This window comes from Dactylosporangium sp. NBC_01737 (assembly GCF_035963215.1).
In the GTDB taxonomy this organism is placed as follows: Bacteria; Actinomycetota; Actinomycetes; order Mycobacteriales; family Micromonosporaceae; genus Dactylosporangium.
The window spans coordinates 4,358,892-4,376,506 of record NZ_CP109153.1; the positions used below are offsets into that span (position 1 = coordinate 4,358,892).

Here is a 17,615-nt window from a genome sequence, read left to right on the forward strand (position 1 = left end):
ATCACCGCCCTTTCCGAGAGGGCCGGCGGGTGCGGGGCCGGCCACTCGACTCGCGGACGATCAGCTCCGGCTGGAACACCACATGGCGGTGCTCATGGCGGCCGTCGTCCTCGATCTCCTCGAGCAGCAGGGCCGTGGCGGTGCGACCGAGCTGTTCCCGAGGCTGTCGGACGGAGGATAGCGGCACCGCGGCCGCGGCGGCGAACTCGATGTCGTCGTATCCCACGATCGCCACGTCCTGGGGCACGCGGATGCCACGCTGGGTGAGTCCTTGCAGCACGCCGAGTGCGACGAGGTCGTTGGCGCAGAAGACGGCGGTGGCGTCGATCTCGGCAGCGGCGGCCCGGCCGGCCGCGACGGTCAGGTTGGGGGTGGTGACCACCGACAGCTCCGCCCTGCCCTCGACGGCCTCGGCGATGCCGGCGTGCCGGTCGCGGACCTGGGTGATGCTGGCGGGCCCGCCGACGAACGTGATCCGCTGGTGGCCCTGCTCCAGGAGGTGCTCGCCGGCGAGGCGCCCGCCGAGCAGGTCGTCGACGGCGACCGAGCAGCGGCTGTGCCGCCCCGAGCCGCGGTCGACGAGCACCACCGGGGTGCCGCGCTGGATGAGCAGCTCCAGGCGCGAGTTCGGCGACTCGTCGACGGGCGTGATGAGCACGCCGCGGACCCGCTGCTCCTCGAGCAGGTCGAGGTGACGGTGCTCCCGGCCGGCGTCCTCGCCGCTGTTGCAGACCACGACCATGACGCCGTGCTCCTCGGCGGCGGCCTCCGCGCCGCGGACCACGTCGGTGAAGAACGGGTTGGTCACGTCGAGCACGACGAGGGCGATCTGCCGGCTGTGCCCGGCCCGCAGCTGCCGCGCCGAGTCGTTGCGCACGTAACCCAGCTCGGTGATGGCGTCCAGGACCCGCTGCCGGGTCGACGAGGCGACCAGCTCGGGCCGGTTGAGCACATTGCTGACGGTGCCGATGGAGACGCCCGCACGGCGGGCCACCTCCTTGATGCCGGTCGTGTTGGACATCGATCTCCCGAGATGTTCTGAAACGTGTCAACCCGAAGGCGGCCGGATCACATGTATCAAACCGGTAACGCGATGGAAACCCTTGACGCCGTCGCGGGTTCCCTTCTACCGTCACTGTAGTCACTGCATGAAACGTTTCACAAGAGCTGTTCAGGGAGGGTCGGTTGCTGGTTCTCGAAGGCGTCAGCAAGTCGTTCGGCGCCGTCGCCGCGCTGCGTGACGTGCGCCTGGAGCTGCGCGGCGGCGAGGCGCACGCCCTCGTCGGCGAGAACGGCGCCGGCAAGTCGACCCTGGTGAAGATCCTCGCCGGGGCGCACGCCCCGGACGCCGGGACGATCACCCTGGACGGGCAGCCGCTGCGGCTCGGCGGCCCCGCCGACGCCCGCGACGCCGGCATCGCCGTCATCTACCAGGAGCCGACGCTGTTCCCGGACCTCACCGTCGCGGAGAACATCTTCATCGGCCGCCAGCCGCTGCGCTCGATGCGCCGCGTCGACACCGCCGCGATGCGGGCGCGGGCCGCCGAGCTCTTCGACCGCCTCGGCGTGCACATCGACCCGGACCGGCCGGCCCGCGGCCTGTCGATCGCCGACCAGCAGCTGGTCGAGATCGCCAAGGCGCTGTCGTTCGACGCCCGGATACTGGTCATGGACGAGCCGACCGCCGCGCTGTCCGGCGTCGAGGTCGAGCGGCTCTTCGCCGTGGCCCGCGCGCTGCGCGACGGCGGCGCCGCGGTGCTGTTCATCTCCCACCGCTTCGACGAGGTCTTCGCCCTCTGTCAGCGCATCACGGTCATGCGCGACGGGCGCTGGGTGTCCACCGACGCCGCCGACGCGCTCACCGTCGAGCAGGTCGTGCGGCGCATGGTGGGCCGCGAGGTCTCCTCGATGTATCCGCAGCGCAGCGCCAGCCCCGGCGCGGCCCGGCTCGAGGTCGACGGCCTGACCCGCGCGGGCGCCTTCACCGATGTCAGCTTCACCGTCCACGGCGGCGAGATCGTCGCCCTCGCGGGGCTGGTCGGCGCCGGGCGCTCCGAGGTCATCCGTGCCGTCTTCGGCGTGGACCGCTACGACGCCGGCGAGGTCCGCGTCGACGGCAGACCCCTCGCCAAGGGCAGCGCGGCCGCGGCGATCGCCGCCGGCCTCGCGCTGGTGCCCGAGGACCGCCGCCAGCAGGGCCTGGTCATGGAGCTCTCGGTGGAGCGCAACGCCACGCTGCCACGGCGCTGGTCGCTGAGCCGCCTCGGGCTGCTCTTCGGCCCGTCGGAGCGCCGCGACGCGCGCACCTGGACCGAGCGGCTGCAGGTGAAGGCGGCCCGCCTCAGCGACCCCGTCGCGACCCTGTCCGGCGGCAACCAGCAGAAGGTCGTCCTGGCCAAGTGGCTGTCGACGTCGCCCCGGGTGCTCATCGTCGACGAGCCCACCCGCGGCATCGACGTCGGCACCAAGGCCGAGGTGCACCGGCTGCTGAGCAGCCTCGCCGACGACGGCGTCGCCGTGCTCATGGTCTCCAGCGAGCTGCCCGAGGTCCTCGGCATGGCGGACCGGGTCCTCGTCATGCACGAAGGGCGGCTCGCCGCCGACATCCCCCGCACCCGAGCCGACGAGGAGTCCGTGATGCTGGCCGCAACCGGGCAGGCGGTCGCGAAGTGACCGCCGTCGACACGGCGCCGGCCGCCCCGCCCCGCGCCGGGGCCGGCGCGAAGCTGACCCACCGGGTGTTCCTGGTGCGGGAGCTGGGCATCCTGGTCGCCCTGGTGCTGCTCATCGGCGGCACCGCGATCAGCAACCCGCGGTTCCTGTCCGCGCAGAGCGTCAAGGACCTGCTGCTCGGCTCCACCATCCTGGCGATCCTCGCCACCGGCCAGGCGATCGTGGTCATCACCCGCAACGTCGACCTGTCCGTCGGCTCGGTGCTCGGCCTGTCGGCGTTCGCGACCGGCACCCTGTTCCTGGACCACCCCGGGATCCCGATCCCGGCGGTGGTCGTGGCCGGCGCGGCACTCGGGGCGGTGTGCGGTGCGGTCAACGGTGCCCTGATCGCCGCGGCCCGGGTGCCGGCGCTGGTCGTCACGCTCGGCACGCTGTACGTCTTCCGCGGCATCGACTACCGCTGGGCGACCGGCAAGCAGATCAACGCCGCCGACATCCCGCACGGGTTCCTGCGCATGGGCACCGCCACCGTCCTCGGCGTGCCGGTGCTGACCCTGTTCGCGCTCGTCGTGGTGGTCTGCGCCGGGTACTACCTGCGCTCCTACCGCAGCGGCCGTGAGCTGTACGCGATCGGCTCCGACCCGGCCGCCGCCCGGCTGTCCGGCATCCAGGTCGGCCGGCGGGTCTTCGCCGCGTTCGTCGCCAGCGGCGCCCTCGCCGGGCTGGCGGGCGTGCTGTACGTCGCCCGGTTCGGCACCCTGGACGCCAACGCCGGCCTCGGCCAGGAGCTCAACGTCGTCGCCGCGGTCGTCGTCGGCGGGGTCGCCATCTTCGGCGGCAGCGGCTCGGTCTACGGCGCCGCCCTCGGCGCGGTGCTGCTCACCACGATCGCCAGCGCGCTGCCGGTGCTCGGCATCAACCCTTTCTGGCAGCGGGCCGCCATCGGCGCGCTGATCCTGGCCGCGATCGGCCTGGACCGGATCCTGTCGCTGCGGGTCGCACGCAGCCTGCAGCAAGGAGGCGGCAATGGTTGAGCTGAGCACCGCACAACAGACGGTGCCGGTCGCCCCGAAGCGGCGGATCCTGCCCGCGGTCGGGTCCTGGGACGTCGTCGTGCTCCTCGCGCTGGTCCTCGTCGCCGTGATCGGCGCGGCGAGCATCGACGGCGTCGCCAGCCCCCGGTTCTGGCGGTTCGTGACCCTGGAGGTCGTGCCGATCGCGGTCATCGCCCTGCCGATGACCCTGGTCGTCATCACCGGCGAGATCGACCTGTCCGTCGCCAGCACCCTCGGTCTCACCTGCGCCGTCATGGGCGACCTGTGGGCGCACGGGGTCACGTCGCTGCCGCTGCTCATCGCGCTGTGCCTGCTGCTCGGCGCCGTCCTCGGCGCGGTCAACGGCCTGTTCATCACGGTGTTCGGGCTGCCGTCCCTGGCCGTCACCATCGGCACCCTGGCGTTGTACCGGGGCCTGGCCTACGTGGTGCTCGGCGACAAGGCCGTCGCCGACTACCCGGTCTCCTGGACCGACGCCGCGATCAGCCCCATCCCCGGCCTCACCATCCCGTGGGTGATCATCGTCGTCGCGGTCCTCGCGGTGCTCTTCGGCGTGGTGCTGCACGCCACCCCCGTCGGCCGCGGGCTGTACGCCATGGGCAACAACGCCGAGGCCGCCAGGTTCGCCGGGATCGCGGTCGCCCGCACCAAGTTCTGGCTCTTCGTCGCCACCGGCATGATGGCGTCCCTCGCCGGGGTCTTCTGGACGTTCCGCTTCGCCAGCGCCCGTGCCGACAACGGCACCGGCCTGGAGCTCGCGGTCGTCGCCGCGGTCCTGCTCGGCGGCGTCTCCATCTTCGGCGGGCGCGGCGGCATGATCGGCGTCATCGGCGCGGTCCTGCTGCTCAGCACGCTGCGCAACGCGTTGCAGCTGGCGTACGTGCCGGCCAACACGCTCACCATCATCACCGGCTCACTGCTCATCGCCTCGGTCGTCGGACCGAACGTCGTCGGCATGGCGCGCGAGCGCCTGCGCCGGCGGCGCACCACCGAACAGCGCACCACCTGACTGGATTCCGCCCCGTCCGTGCCCACACCCCATCCTGTGCGTCCCCCGCTGAAAGGATTCAATCCCATGAGAGCTGGCAAGCTCATCGCGGTCGCGGTAGCCGCCGCGCTCGCGTTCAGCACCACCGCCTGCGCCGAGGACTCCGACCCCGGCACCGGTGACAACGGCACCGCCACCTCCGACAGCATCAAGAGCGGCCTGAAGGTCGCGTTCCTGCCCAAGCAGGTCAACAACCCGTACTTCGACACCTCCGACAACAAGGGCGGCAAGGTCGCCGTCGAGGAGTTCAAGGGCGTCTACAGCGAGACCGGCCCGTCCGAGGCGAGCCCGTCGGCGCAGGTCAGCTACATCAACACCCTGTCGCAGCAGGGCACCAACGTGATCGCGGTGTCCGCCAACGACAAGGACGCCATCTGCGGCGCCCTCAACGAGGCCCGCAAGGCCGGCGCGAAGGTCGTCACGTACGACTCCGACACCAAGCCGGAGTGCCGCGACCTGTTCATCAACCAGGCGACCTCCGAGGGCATCGCGAAGGTCCAGATCAAGCTCATCTCCGAGGCCATCGGCGCCGAGGGAGGCGAGATCGCGATCCTGTCGGCGACGGCGAACGCCACGAACCAGAACGCCTGGATCGAGATGATGAAGACCGAGCTGGCGAAGCCGGAGTACAGCAAGCTCAAGCTCGTCGACACCGTCTACGGCGACGACGACGACCAGAAGTCCTTCCAGGAGGCGCAGGGGCTGCTCGCCAAGCACCCCAACCTGAAGGGCATCATCTCGCCGACCACCGTCGGTGTCGCCGCCGCCGGCCGGTACCTGTCCGGCTCCACCTACAAGGGCAAGGTCCAGCTCACCGGCCTCGGCACCCCGAACCAGATGAAGGCCTACGTCAAGGACGGCACGGTCAAGGCGTTCGCGCTGTGGAACCCGGCCGACCTGGGCTACCTGGCCGCCTACGCGGGCGCCTCGCTCGCCTCCGGCGTCATCAAGGGCAAGGAAGGCGACAAGTTCAAGGCCGGCAAGCTCGGCGAGTTCACCGTCGGCAAGGACGGCACCATCCTGCTCGGCGACCCGTTCACGTTCAACGCGACCAACGTCGACCAGTTCAACTTCTGATTGCCGTTTCTCAGGGGGTACGGCGTGCGCCGGGTTTGCTTCACCCTTCAGGTCAAGCCTGACCGGCTGGACGAATACCGGCGCCGCCACGCCCACGTCTGGCCCGACATGCTCGCCGCGCTGCGCGACGCGGGCTGGCACGACTACTCGCTCTTCCTGCGTGACGACGGCCTGCTCGTCGGCTACCTCCTCACCGAGGACTTCGCCGCCGCGCAGGCCGCCATGGACGCCACCGACGTCGACCGGCGCTGGCAGGCGGAGATGGCGCAGTTCTTCATCAACGGTCGGCACTTCGTCGTCCTCGACGAGGTGTTCAACCTCGAACACCAGCTTGGAGCGTTGCAATGACTGAGCTCGCCCCGGAGACGCGCACGCGTGTCGCGGCACGACTGCGCGACCAGCGGATCGAGACGGCGTCCTGGGCATACGGCAACTCGGGCACCCGGTTCAAGGTGTTCCCGCAGGAGGGCGTGCCCCGGGACCCGTATGAGAAGCTCGCCGACGCGGCGACCGTGCACCGGTTCACCGGCGTCGCGCCGACCGTGGCGCTGCACATCCCGTGGGACCTCGTCGAGGACTACACCGACCTGGCCCGGCACGCGAAGGACCTCGGCGTCGCGCTCGGCACCATCAACAGCAACGTGTTCCAGGACAACGACTACAAGCTCGGCAGTGTCACCAACCCGGACCCCGGCATCCGCCGCAAGGCGATCGGGCACCTCCTGGAGTGCGTCGACGTGATGGACCGCACCGGCTCGCGGGACCTGAAGCTGTGGTTCTCCGACGGCACCAACTACCCCGGCCAGGACGACGTGCGCACCCGGCAGGACCGCCTCGCCGTGGCTCTCGCCGAGACCTACGACCGGCTCGGCCCCGACCAGCGGATGCTGCTGGAGTACAAGCTGTTCGAGCCGGCCTTCTACATGACCGACGTGCCCGACTGGGGCACCGCGTACGCCCACTGCGTGACCCTGGGGGAGCGGGCCCAGGTCGTCATCGACACCGGCCACCACGCGCCCGGCACCAACATCGAGTTCATCGTCGCGGTCCTGCTGCGCGCCGGGAAGCTCGGCGGCTTCGACTTCAACTCCCGCTTCTACGCCGACGACGACCTCATGGTCGGCGCCGCCGACCCGTTCCAGCTGTTCCGGATCCTGCACGAGATCGTGCTCGCCGACGCACTCACCAGTAAGGGCATCGCTTTCATGCTCGACCAGTGCCACAACCTCGAACCGAAGATCCAGGCGGTCATCCGCTCGGTGCTCAACGTGCAGGAGGCGACGGCGAAGGCGCTGCTCGTCGACCACGCCGCATTGAAGGCCGCGCAGGACGCAGGCGACGTCCTCGGCGCGAACGAGGTCCTCATGGACGCCTACAACACCGACGTGCGGCCGCTGCTGCGCTCCGTGCGGGAGGACATGGGCATCGACCCCGACCCGATCGGCGCCTACAAGCGGTCCGGCTACCTGGAGAAGGTCCGCGCCGAGCGCGTCGGCGGCACGCAGGCGGGGTGGGGCGCGTGAACGAGCTCATCGAACGGTCCCGGCGGCTCGGCGCCGACCCCCGCAACACCAACTACGCCGGCGGCAACACCTCCGCGGTGGGCACCGCGGTCGACCCCGTCACCGGCGGCGACGTGGAACTGCTGTGGGTCAAGGGCTCCGGCGGTGACCTCGGCACCCTCACCGAGGCCGGGCTCGCGGTGCTGCGCCTGGACCGGCTCCGCGCGCTCGTCGACGTCTACCCGGGCGTCGAACGCGAGGACGAGATGGTCGCCGCGTTCGACTACTGCCTGCACGGCCGCGGCGGCGCCGCACCGTCGATCGACACCGCGATGCACGGTCTCGTCGCCGCACCGCACGTCGACCACCTGCACCCCGACGCCGGCATCGCCATCGCCACCGCGGCCGACGGCCCGGCGCTGACGAAGGAGTGCTTCGGCGACCGGGTCCTGTGGGTGCCGTGGCGGCGCCCCGGCTTCCAGCTCGGCCTGGACATCGCCGCCGTGCACCGGGCCAACCCGCAGGCGATCGGCGTCATCCTCGGCGGGCACGGCATCACCGCGTGGGGCGCCACCTCCGCCGAGTGCGAGGCCAACTCCCTGGAGATCATCCGCACCGCGACGGAGTTCCTCGCCGCACGCGGGCGTCCCGAGCCGTTCGGCGCCGTCGTACACCCGCCGCTGCCGACGCACGAGCGACTGTTGCGGGCCGCGGCGCTGATGCCGGTGCTGCGTGGGCTCGCATCCACCGACCGGCCGCAGGTGGGACACTTCACGGACTCCCCGGAGGTCCTCGACTTCGTGTCGCGCGCCGCGCTGGAGGAGCTCGCGTCCCGGGGGACCTCATGCCCGGACCACTTCCTGCGCACCAAGGTCCGGCCGCTCGTGCTGTCCCCGGCGGACGTCGCCGGGCAGTTCGCCGCCTACCGCTCGGACTACGCGGCCTACTACCAGCGCCACGCCACCCCCGACTCGCCGGCGATGCGCGGCGCGGACCCCGCGATCGTGCTCGTCCCCGGCGTCGGCATGTTCAGCTTCGGCGCCGACAAGCAGACCGCCCGCGTCGCGGGGGAGTTCTACGTCAATGCGATCAACGTCATGCGCGGCGCCGAGTCCGTGTCCACCTACGCGCCGATCTCCGAGTCGGAGAAGTTCCGGATCGAGTACTGGGCCCTGGAGGAGGCGAAACTCGCCCGCCGACCGGCGCCCCGCCCGCTGGCGTCGCGGGTCGCGTTCGTGACGGGCGGCGGCTCCGGGATCGGGCGGGCCATCGCGCTGCGGCTGGCCGCGGAGGGCGCCTGCGTCGTCATCGCCGACCGGTCCGCTGACTCGGCCGCTTTGGTTGCGGCGGAGATCGGCTCCTCGGACGTCGCCGTTGCCGTCACCGCCGACGTCACCTCTGAAGAAGCGATCAAGGCGGCGTTCGACGCGGCCGTTCTGGCGTTCGGCGGGGTGGACCTGGTGGTCAACAACGCCGGCCTGTCCATCTCGAAACCGCTGCTGGACACCACCGCCGCCGACTGGGACCTGCAGCACGACGTCATGGCCCGCGGCTCGTTCCTCGTCGCCCGCGAGGCCGCCCGCGTCATGATCGACCAGGGCATGGGCGGCGACATCGTGTACATCGCCAGCAAGAACGCGGTCTTCGCCGGCCCCAACAACGTCGCGTACGGCGCGACCAAGGCCGACCAGGCGCACCAGGTCCGGCTCCTCGCCGCCGAGCTCGGCGGCCACGGCATCCGGGTCAACGGCGTCAACCCCGACGGCGTCGTGCGCGGCTCCGGCATCTTCGCCTCCGGCTGGGGCGCGCAACGCGCCGCCGTCTACGGCGTGCCGGAGTCCGAACTCGGCGCGTTCTACGCCCAGCGCACGCTGTTGAAGCGCGAGGTGCTGCCGTCACACGTGGCGGACGCCGTCTTCGCCCTCGTCGGCGGCGAACTGTCGCTCACCACCGGCCTGCACGTCCCCGTCGACGCGGGCGTGGCCGCGGCCTTCCTGCGATGACCGGCCGCTTCGCCGCCGTGGACCTCGGCGCGTCGTCGGGCCGGGTGATGGTCGGCGACGTCGCCGACGGCCGGGTCCGGCTCGCCGAGGTCGCGCGCTTCGCCAACCACCCCGTCCGCGTCCAGGGCACCCTGCACTGGGACATCCTCGCCCTGTACCAGGGAATCCTCGACGGCCTGCGAGCCGCCGGGCGCGACGGCGCCGTCGACTCCGTCGGCGTCGACTCGTGGGCCGTCGACTACGGCCTGCTCGACGGCGACAACCGGCTCCTCGGCAACCCCGTGCACTACCGCGACGCCCGCACCGCCTCGGTGGTGTCCCCGGTCCCGGCCGCCGCCCTGTACGCGGCGACCGGGATCGCGACCCAGCCGTTCAACACCGTCTACCAGCTGCTCGCGGCGGCCGGCACCGCGCAGCTCGCCGCCGCCCGCACGCTGCTGCTCATCCCGGACCTCATCACGTACTGGCTGAGCGGCACCACCGGCGCCGAACGCACCAACGCCTCCACGACCGGCCTGCTCACCGCCGGCGGTGCCGGCTGGGACCTGCCCCTCGTCGCGCGCCTGGGCATCCACGCGTCGCTGCTGCCGCCGCTGCGCGACCCGGGCAGCGTCGCCGGCCCCCTGCTCCCCGACGTCGTCGCCACCACCGGACTCACCCCCGACACCCTGGTCACCTCGGTCGCCTCCCACGACACCGCCTCCGCCGTCGCCGGCATCCCGGCACGGACCAGGGACTTCGCGTACATCTCCTGCGGCACCTGGTCCCTCGTCGGCGTCGAACTCCCGTCCCCGGTCGTCACCACCGACAGCTACGAGGCCGGCTTCACCAACGAGATCGGCGTCGACGGCACCGTGCGCTACCTGCGCAACGTCATGGGCCTGTGGCTGCTGCAGGAGTGCATGCGCGACTGGGGGTCCTCCTCGCTGCCCGCGCTGCTCGCCGGCGCCGCCGCCGCACCGGCGCTGCGCAGCGTCGTGGACGCCACCGACCCGCGCTTCCTCGCACCGGGCGACATGCCCGCCCGCATCGGCGCCGCGCTGCGCGAGACGGGCCAGCCGGTGCCCGCCGACCCGGCCGCGATGACCCGCTGCATCCTGGACAGCCTCGCCCTGGCGTACCGGCGGGCCGTCCACGACGCCCAGCGCCTCACCGGCCGGCACGTCGACGTCGTGCACCTCGTCGGCGGCGGCGCCCAGAACGCCCTGCTCTGCCAGCTCACCGCCGACGCCTGCGAACTGCCCGTCGAGGCCGGCCCGGTCGAGGCCGGCGCCCTCGGCAACGTCCTGGTCCAGGCCCGCGCCCTCGGTCTCGTCGCCCCCGACCTGCCGTCGATGCGCGCCCTGATCCACGCGTCCCGCACGTATCAGCCCCGCCCCGGCTCCGGTCCCGACTGGGCCGCCGCGGACCGGCGCTAGCGCGTCACCTCTGGACGTATCCCGCGGTGCGGATCAGGTCCGCCTCGGCGACGAACCGCCCCCGGAACACCTTCGGCGCGCCCGGCGACTCGTCGAGCTTCTCCTGCAGGATCGCGGCCTCGAACGTCCCCGCCGCCACGTCGATGGTCAGCCTGGCATCGTGGAAGTCGAGCCACGTCCCCATGATCGGCGACCACATCTTGTACACCGTCTCCTTGGCGCTGAAGTGCACCGCCGACCACCACGGCTCCTCCGGCCGCTGCGCACACCAGGCGATCTCCTCCGGCAGGCAGATCGCCGGCACGATGTTCGCCGGCAGCACGGTGCGCCGCTCCGCGTCGATCCCGACGGCCCGCAGGTCCGTCACCGCCCCGACGGCAACCGCGCAATACCCCTTGGTGTGCGTGATGCTCCCGACCGTCCCCGCCGGCCAGACCGGCGCCCGGCTCGGCGCCGACAGCACCGGCTCACCGTGGATCCCGACCTTCTCCAACGCCCGCCGCGCACACACGCGCCCCGCGGTGAACTCGCGCCGCCGCCCCTCAACCGCCCGCGGCGACAGGTGCACGGCCTCATCGGGCAGCAACGCCCCGGTCCAGTCCTCGTCGGCCGCAACCTCGACCACGACGAACTCGGGCAACAGGTCACGCACGAGCCGGAACTCTACCGCACCCCACCCCCTGCACCCCGCCCACAATCGACCCCCGCAAATCCCCACCTCCCCGAACAACCACACCCGCCGTCGTTATCCCTGCACTTCGACGACCCCCAGCCCTCGTGAAGTTCCGTGATCACCAAAGTGGCCGAGGTGGATGACTGGACCGGAAAGGCCCTGCGCGCGGACGGCCGTTGGGCGACTTCGATCACGGGTGGCCAGATCGAATCTGGGCGAACGGGTTGAGCGTCGAGACGGCGCTTGCCCGTCTCCGTGATCGCGGAACCCTTGACGGCGCCCCAGCCCTCGTGAAGTTCCGTGATCACGAGAGGTGTCCGGTGTCGATGCATGGACCGGGAAGGCCATGCGTGCACGCCAGGGCCCCTGCACTGCGATGGCGCACGCCTGTCTGCCAATGTCCGGCTTGGGCTCTTTGCTGGGTTGCCCCGCCCTGGTGGTGGACCTTGCGGTCGATCGAAGTCGCGGAATGGTCGCGTGGGCGGCCACCGGATGACTTCGATCACGGGCGGCAAGATCGAACGTGGGTGAACGGGCCGAGTTCTGGGATGGCGCATGCCCGTCTCCGTGATCGCGGAACCTCGGTGGCGCCTCGGCCCAGCGAGTTCCGTGATCACGAGTGGCCAGCGTTGATGACTGGGCCGTCTGTCGATGTCCAGGGTTGCCCGGCCCTGGGAAGGGATCTTGCGGCTGATCGAAGTCGCCCGGCGGCCGTCCACGCGACCAGCCCCCGACTTCGATCAATGCGGCAAGACTGCATCTGGGTGAACGGGGTTGAATCCTGGGACGGCGCATGCCCAAGAGTGACCCAGGTCGATGACTAGACCGGGTGGTACCACGCGCGGGACGGCGATCTTCGACCCCGGCCGGTGATCGAAGGACGGCCGTGGTCGTCCGAACGGTCATTCCGGTCCTTCGATCATGCGCGCGGATGAGTGGATCTCGGCGCGGGCGAAGCCGGCGCTGCGATATGGGCGATGTGTTCGTGTCTTTGAACCAGCGACGGTGTTGCAGCACCGAATGATGCGCCCGACGGCGCTGGACCATGTGAGCGCGGACCTGGCTTGGCATCACCCAGGCACGGCACGGGCGGCGACCCCGCTACCCGTTCGCGCCGCCGAAGGCTGCGCGGAACCACCAAGGCCGCAGCCGTGCTGGATTTTCTATTACGGGCATGACGAACCCGGACGCAAGGCAACCAGCGCACCGGCGGATCAGTCCAGCGAAGCCGGCCGGTGAGCAGGCAGGGCACCGAGGACAGCGCCCGCCAGGCTGGTCAGGACGATGACCCCGGCCCAGAGCTCCTCCGACCACGCCACCCCCAGCGACGCCTGCACGCCGATCAGATGTGTGGTCCAGATGAGCAGCGGCGTCAGGGCGCCGACCGCGACCGGGACCCGCTGCGGGCGCCGGACGGCGACCCACTGCACGGCCACGTCGGCGATGGCGGCGCCGGCGAGCGGCCACAACTGGGAGGCGAGGTTCTCGAAGTCGTTGAAGACGCCGTTGGGGACCGAGGCCGCGGCGACCACGAGCGTGAGCAGGCCGGCCGGGACGCGGCCGAGGCGGGTCCAGACGAACAGGGTCGCGGCGACCACGAGCGTGGTGAAGGTCAGGTACTGCGCGATCCCGAACGCCTGGCCGTTGCCGTAGCCGTCGAAGGCGGCCGGCGCGTCGATGAACGGCGACAGGTAGTCGAGGAAGAACGCGGCGATGCCGACCGCGCTCAGCATGCACAGCAGGACCGGCAGGTCACCGCCGAAGGAGGCAGGACGCCGCGTGGTGGCGCGGCGGGCCGCGGCGGCGCGGACCGGGGTGCTGATCATCAGCATGCCGGAGGTCAGCAGCAGCAGGTGCGGGGGGCTGAGGAGAGCCTCGATGCCGACCTCGATGCCGAGCAGGGTGTGCCAGGTCATGTCGATGGCGCCGCCGACGGCGAAGAGGATCGCGCCGAGCAGGCCGGGGCCGTAGCCGGCGGGGACCCAGTCGCGGACGGGGCCGTCGGGGCGGCCGCGCCACAGGCGCGCCGGGACGAGGGCGAGGGCCAGTGCCGCGTAGCCGCTGTAGAGCACGCCGTGCCACGGGGTGAAGAACGTCTCCAGCTCGGGCACGTGCGAGTGCGCCCAGCCGTCCAGGTACAGCCCGGAGGTGAGCCAGAGGGTGGCGAGCGCGACGACCAGGTCCCGCCGCGGAGTGGACACCGGACGGCCGGGGTCGAACGTCACGTGCGAAGCGGTGGTGGTCGCCATGGATCGATCCTGACGTATCGACGGGTCGGAGGCGACCCCGTTGGATGGAAATGCACGCAGCGTACGAAGAGGGACACGTTCAGTCGGGGAGGCTCGCGCCCTGGGCGCGCAGGACCCGCTGGACGTGCGCCACGGGGATCTCGCGCGGCGGCTTGCCGGCGCGGGACGCGAGGGCCGCGCACACGCCCGCGGCCTGGCCGGTGGCCATCGAGATCGGCATGATGCGGTAGGAGCTGTGCGCCACGTGGTCGCCGGAGATGCAGCGCCCCGCGACCAGCAGCCGGTCCACGTCGCGGGGCAGCAGCGTCCGCAGCGGGATGTCGTACGAGGTGCCCTGCGGCAGGCGGCGCAGGATCGTACCGGGACCGTTCGGGTTGTGGATGTCGACCGGATATGCGCCGCGCGCCACCACGTCGGGGAACTTCCGCGCGTCGAGGACGTCCTGGCCGGTGAGCTGGTAGTCGCCGAGGACCCGGCGGGTCTCCCGGACGCCGACCTGCACGCCGCTCTGGATGACGTACGAGGACTCGAAGCCCGGCACCCGGGTCTTCAGGAACCGGGAGATGCTGGCCAGCTGGCGGTGCATCGTCAGCTCCGCCCGGGTCAGGTCCCACACGCTGACGCCGAGGCCGCCGAAGCGGGTCGAGTTCACCGACACCTCGCGGTCGTGCGGCGTGGCGAAGAACAGGATGTCCTCCCGCGGCAGGTCCAGCTCACCCGCGTCACGGGCGGCCCGGATCAGGTCCCACAGGCCGTGCACGCCCTTCCACTGGTCGGGGTGCTCGCGGACGTAGCCGGCGAAACCCTCGCGGTCCAGGTTGCCGATGCGGAACATCAGCGTCATCGGCTGGGTCAGCCCGTCCTCGGGGCGGCCGACCTCGTACGGCGCGCCCGCCGATGCCGCCAGGTCGCCGTCGCCGGTGCAGTCCACGACGACGTCGGCGTCGATCACGACGGGGCCGGACTTCGTCTCGAACACCACACGGGAGGAGTCCGGCAGCGTGATGAGGTCGGAGGCGAACGCGTGCAGCAGCAGCTTCACGCCGGAGCCGCCGAGCATGTCGTACGTGACGAGCTTGAACACCTCAGGGTCGAACGGCACCGTGTAACCGGTCTCCTTCGCCGGCGTGATCGCCCCGCCGGCGCGGACCAGGCGGTCCAGCAGCATCCACAGCACCCCGGCGACGACCGGCTCGCCCTCGCCGTGGTCGGTGGGCAGCAGCCGGCTGTCGTCGCCGCCGACGGCCTGCTTGATCTCGTTGTGGAAGCTCATGAGCGGCATGACGAGGGCCGCGGTGGCGTTGCCGCCGAGGAACCCGTACCGCTCGACCAGCACCACGTCGGCGCCGGCGGCGGCGGCGCCCATCGCCGCACCGAACCCGGCCGGGCCGCCGCCGACGACCAGGACCTCGGTGTGCCCCCCGTACTCGGCGGTTCTCGGCGGCAGGTGTACCCGTTGCGCGCCGTCGGGTCTGTCCAATGCGCTCACGCCGTCACCTCCGCTTCGCTCCGGCGCCGGCCTGAGCCAACACTGCGCCCCTGGTTCGCGGCTCCTCCGCTGCGCTGCGGACCGCTCACGCCGTCACCTCCGCTTCGCTCCGGCGCCGGCCTGAGCCAACACTGCGCCCCTGGTTCGCGGCTCCTCCGCTGCGCTGCGGACCGCTCACGCCGGCTCCTCCGCTGCGCTCCGGACCGCGCTCATGCGGCCACCTTCGTCCGCTCCAGCTGCGCGCCGAGGCGGCGTCCGGTCTCCGTGGCCCGCTGCTTGAGGGCCGCGACCCGCGACGCGGTCTCCTCCAGACGCTGCGGCCGCTCGTCCCACAGCCGGTCGACCTGGGCCAGCAGCGGCCCCGCCGCCTCCCGGACCACGCCGCGCGGCACCGGCGCGCCGATGCGCTGCGCGAAGTCGAAGACCTTCCCGGCGTACGGCAGCGCCAGCAATGGCACCCCGGCGAGCGCGGCGAACATCAGGAAGTGCAGCCGCATGCCGACGGCCAGGTCCAGGTGCTTCATCAGGTCCAGGATCTGCCCTGGCCGGTATTCGCCGTGCAGGACCCGGCAGTGCTCCGCGGCCGTCATCCGGGACAGGACGGCGTGGGCGTGACGGATGTCGGAGCGTTCCATGGGTACGAACAGCAGCGCCGCGTCGAGGCGGTGCACGATGAAGTCGCCGACGTGGGCGAGCAGCTGGTGGTACCCGTCGGCGTCGAGGTGCTGCGCGGCGCGGCCCGGCTCGCGGACGCTCATGCCGACGACCCGCCGGTCGGGCGGCAGTGAGTCACGCAGCAAACCGGCGTCGAACTCCTCCGGGGTCAGCAGCAGCGCCGGGTCGGCGGTGACGGAGACCCGGCAGGTCACCCCCGCCTCCTCGAGCGCGACCTTGGACTCCTCGTCGCGGACGGTCACCTCGACGGCCTGGGCCAGGACGTCACGCGCCATCGCGCAGTCGGTCTCCTCCGTCAGCGGGCCGGCGCCCAGCGCGTAGGTGAACACGGGCACCTGATGCTGCTGCGCGGTGCGCACCACGCGGAGATACCGGCGCGCCTCCGTGTCGTACAGGATGCCGCCCCCGCCGAGCACCAGCAGGTCCAGGCGCTGCAGCTCCGCCGCGGTGCGGTCCCGGCTGACCCCCTCCCACGGCGCGACCTCGACGTCCGGGTGCGCCGCGGCCGTGTGCCCGGGCTCGCGCGAGAACACCAGGACGTCGACGTCCGGCCGGCGGGCCCGCAGGTCGGCGAGGATGCTCGTAAGGATCGCCTCGTCACCAAGATTGCAGCCGCCGTACGAGCCGAGCACGCCCACTCTTGTCATGGGCGCCCGCTACCCAGCGGGCGTCGTGTCATACCTGGCCCGTATGGTGGGTTTCGACTATTCAGCAATCCGTGGGCGGGGCACGTGATCCAGTTTCCGGCTGTGCGGCGTGGCCCGCTGCGGGCGATCAGCGCGCGGCTGGGTTTCGCGGTCCTGCTCGTCTCCGTGATCGTCGCCGTCATCTTCGTCGACCGGGACGGCTACCGGGACGTCAACGACGACGGGCTCACCCTCCTCGACTGCTTCTACTATGCGGTTGTCACCCTGTCGACGACCGGTTACGGCGACATCACGCCGGTGTCGGATTCGGCCCGCCTCGCCAACATCCTGATCATCACCCCGGCCCGCGTGCTGTTCCTGATCATCCTGGTCGGCACCACCCTGGAAGTCCTGACCGAGCAGTACCGCACCAACCTCAGGTTGCAGCGGTGGAGGAAGCGCGTGAAGAACCACGTCATCGTCTGCGGCTACGGCACCAAGGGCCGGGCGGCCGTCAGCACCCTGCTGGAGAACGGGCTGGACAAGTCCCAGGTGGTCGTGGTGGAGAGCAGCTCCGCCGCCGTGCGCCAGGCCCAGTCCGACGGCCTCGTCGTCGTCGAGGGCTCCGCGACCCGCTCGACCGTGCTCAAGGAGGCCCGGGTCGAGGACGCCAAGGCGATCATCATCGCGACCGACAGCGACGACGCGTCGGTCCTGGTCACGCTCACCGTGCGGCAGCTGACCGCCGGCAAGGTCTCCATCATCGCCGCGGCCCGCGAGGCGGAGAACGCGCCGCTGCTGCGCCAGTCCGGCGCCCACCACGTGATCGTCTCCTCCGCCACCGCCGGCCGGCTGCTGGGCCTGTCGACCACCGCGCCGCCGCTCATCGAAGTCGTCGAGGACCTGCTCACCCCCGGCCAGGGCATGGCCCTCGCGATGCGCTCGGCCCGCCGCGACGAGGTCGGCTCGGCGCCGCGGGAGCTGACGGAGCTGGTCATCGCCCTGTTCCGGCGCGGCAAGGTCCTGGCCCTCACCGACCCCGAGGGCACCACGATCCAGACCGGCGACATGGTCGTCTACGTCCGCGACGACCGACCGCAGGCCGCCCCGGCGATGCCGTGAGCAGG

Annotated in this window: 14 protein-coding genes; 9 read left to right on the top strand and 5 right to left on the bottom strand. The window is 71.7% G+C overall.

The window, feature by feature from the left end; translation table 11 throughout:
- Position 1: 1 nt before the first annotated feature.
- Complete coding sequence (locus OHA72_RS19850; RefSeq protein ID WP_327009283.1) at positions 2-1,021, bottom strand: LacI family DNA-binding transcriptional regulator; 1,020 nt, start codon at positions 1,019-1,021, stop codon at positions 2-4.
- A 164-nt stretch (positions 1,022-1,185) separates the two neighbouring features.
- Here OHA72_RS19850 and OHA72_RS19855 point away from each other — a divergent pair, with 164 nt between their 5' ends.
- The 8 genes from OHA72_RS19855 (at position 1,186) to OHA72_RS19890 (ending at position 10,776) form a co-directional block, all read left to right on the top strand.
- A complete protein-coding gene (locus tag OHA72_RS19855) occupies positions 1,186-2,673 on the top strand; it encodes a sugar ABC transporter ATP-binding protein (protein ID WP_327009284.1) in 1,488 nt (495 codons plus the stop codon).
- Positions 2,670-3,707, top strand: a complete 1,038-nt coding sequence (locus OHA72_RS19860; RefSeq protein ID WP_327009285.1) for an ABC transporter permease — start codon at positions 2,670-2,672, stop codon at positions 3,705-3,707. Before OHA72_RS19855 ends, OHA72_RS19860 begins: the two co-directional genes overlap by 4 nt.
- Complete coding sequence (locus OHA72_RS19865) at positions 3,700-4,737, top strand: ABC transporter permease (protein WP_327009286.1); 1,038 nt, start codon at positions 3,700-3,702, stop codon at positions 4,735-4,737. The genes OHA72_RS19860 and OHA72_RS19865 overlap by 8 nt, the downstream gene beginning before the upstream one ends.
- Before the next feature lie 66 nt (positions 4,738-4,803).
- Positions 4,804-5,853 (top strand): rhamnose ABC transporter substrate-binding protein, encoded by a 1,050-nt coding sequence (gene rhaS, locus OHA72_RS19870; protein WP_327009287.1) that lies wholly within the window; start codon positions 4,804-4,806, stop codon positions 5,851-5,853.
- Positions 5,854-5,877: 24 nt separating this feature from the next.
- On the top strand, positions 5,878-6,201 hold the full coding sequence (locus tag OHA72_RS19875; RefSeq protein ID WP_327009288.1) for an L-rhamnose mutarotase: 324 nt from the start codon (positions 5,878-5,880) through the stop codon (positions 6,199-6,201).
- Entirely contained in the window at positions 6,198-7,376 is a 1,179-nt protein-coding gene (gene rhaI, locus OHA72_RS19880) for an L-rhamnose isomerase (protein ID WP_327009289.1), read from the top strand. Before OHA72_RS19875 ends, rhaI begins: the two co-directional genes overlap by 4 nt.
- Positions 7,373-9,358 carry a bifunctional aldolase/short-chain dehydrogenase gene (locus OHA72_RS19885; protein ID WP_327009290.1) on the top strand — a complete coding sequence of 662 codons (1,986 nt, stop codon included), beginning with the start codon at positions 7,373-7,375 and terminating at the stop codon, positions 9,356-9,358. The genes rhaI and OHA72_RS19885 overlap by 4 nt, the downstream gene beginning before the upstream one ends.
- Positions 9,355-10,776, top strand: a complete 1,422-nt coding sequence (locus OHA72_RS19890) for a rhamnulokinase (RefSeq protein ID WP_327009291.1) — start codon at positions 9,355-9,357, stop codon at positions 10,774-10,776. The genes OHA72_RS19885 and OHA72_RS19890 overlap by 4 nt, the downstream gene beginning before the upstream one ends.
- A 4-nt stretch (positions 10,777-10,780) precedes the next feature.
- Here OHA72_RS19890 and OHA72_RS19895 read toward each other — a convergent pair whose 3' ends face one another.
- The 4 genes from OHA72_RS19895 to OHA72_RS19910 form a co-directional block, all read right to left on the bottom strand.
- Positions 10,781-11,428: a 4'-phosphopantetheinyl transferase family protein gene (locus OHA72_RS19895; protein WP_327009292.1), complete on the bottom strand. Its 648-nt coding sequence runs from the start codon at positions 11,426-11,428 to the stop codon at positions 10,781-10,783.
- A 1,235-nt stretch (positions 11,429-12,663) separates the two neighbouring features.
- Positions 12,664-13,698, bottom strand: a complete 1,035-nt coding sequence (locus tag OHA72_RS19900; protein WP_327009293.1) for a hypothetical protein — start codon at positions 13,696-13,698, stop codon at positions 12,664-12,666.
- A gap of 79 nt (positions 13,699-13,777) precedes the next feature.
- Entirely contained in the window at positions 13,778-15,187 is a 1,410-nt protein-coding gene (locus OHA72_RS19905) for an FAD-dependent oxidoreductase (protein ID WP_327009294.1), read from the bottom strand.
- A 209-nt stretch (positions 15,188-15,396) separates the two neighbouring features.
- Positions 15,397-16,509, bottom strand: a complete 1,113-nt coding sequence (locus tag OHA72_RS19910) for a polysaccharide pyruvyl transferase family protein (protein ID WP_327009295.1) — start codon at positions 16,507-16,509, stop codon at positions 15,397-15,399.
- A gap of 84 nt (positions 16,510-16,593) precedes the next feature.
- Between OHA72_RS19910 and OHA72_RS19915 the strand changes: the two genes are divergently transcribed.
- On the top strand, positions 16,594-17,610 hold the full coding sequence (locus OHA72_RS19915; RefSeq protein WP_327009296.1) for a potassium channel family protein: 1,017 nt from the start codon (positions 16,594-16,596) through the stop codon (positions 17,608-17,610).
- The last annotated feature ends 5 nt before the right edge of the window (positions 17,611-17,615 follow it).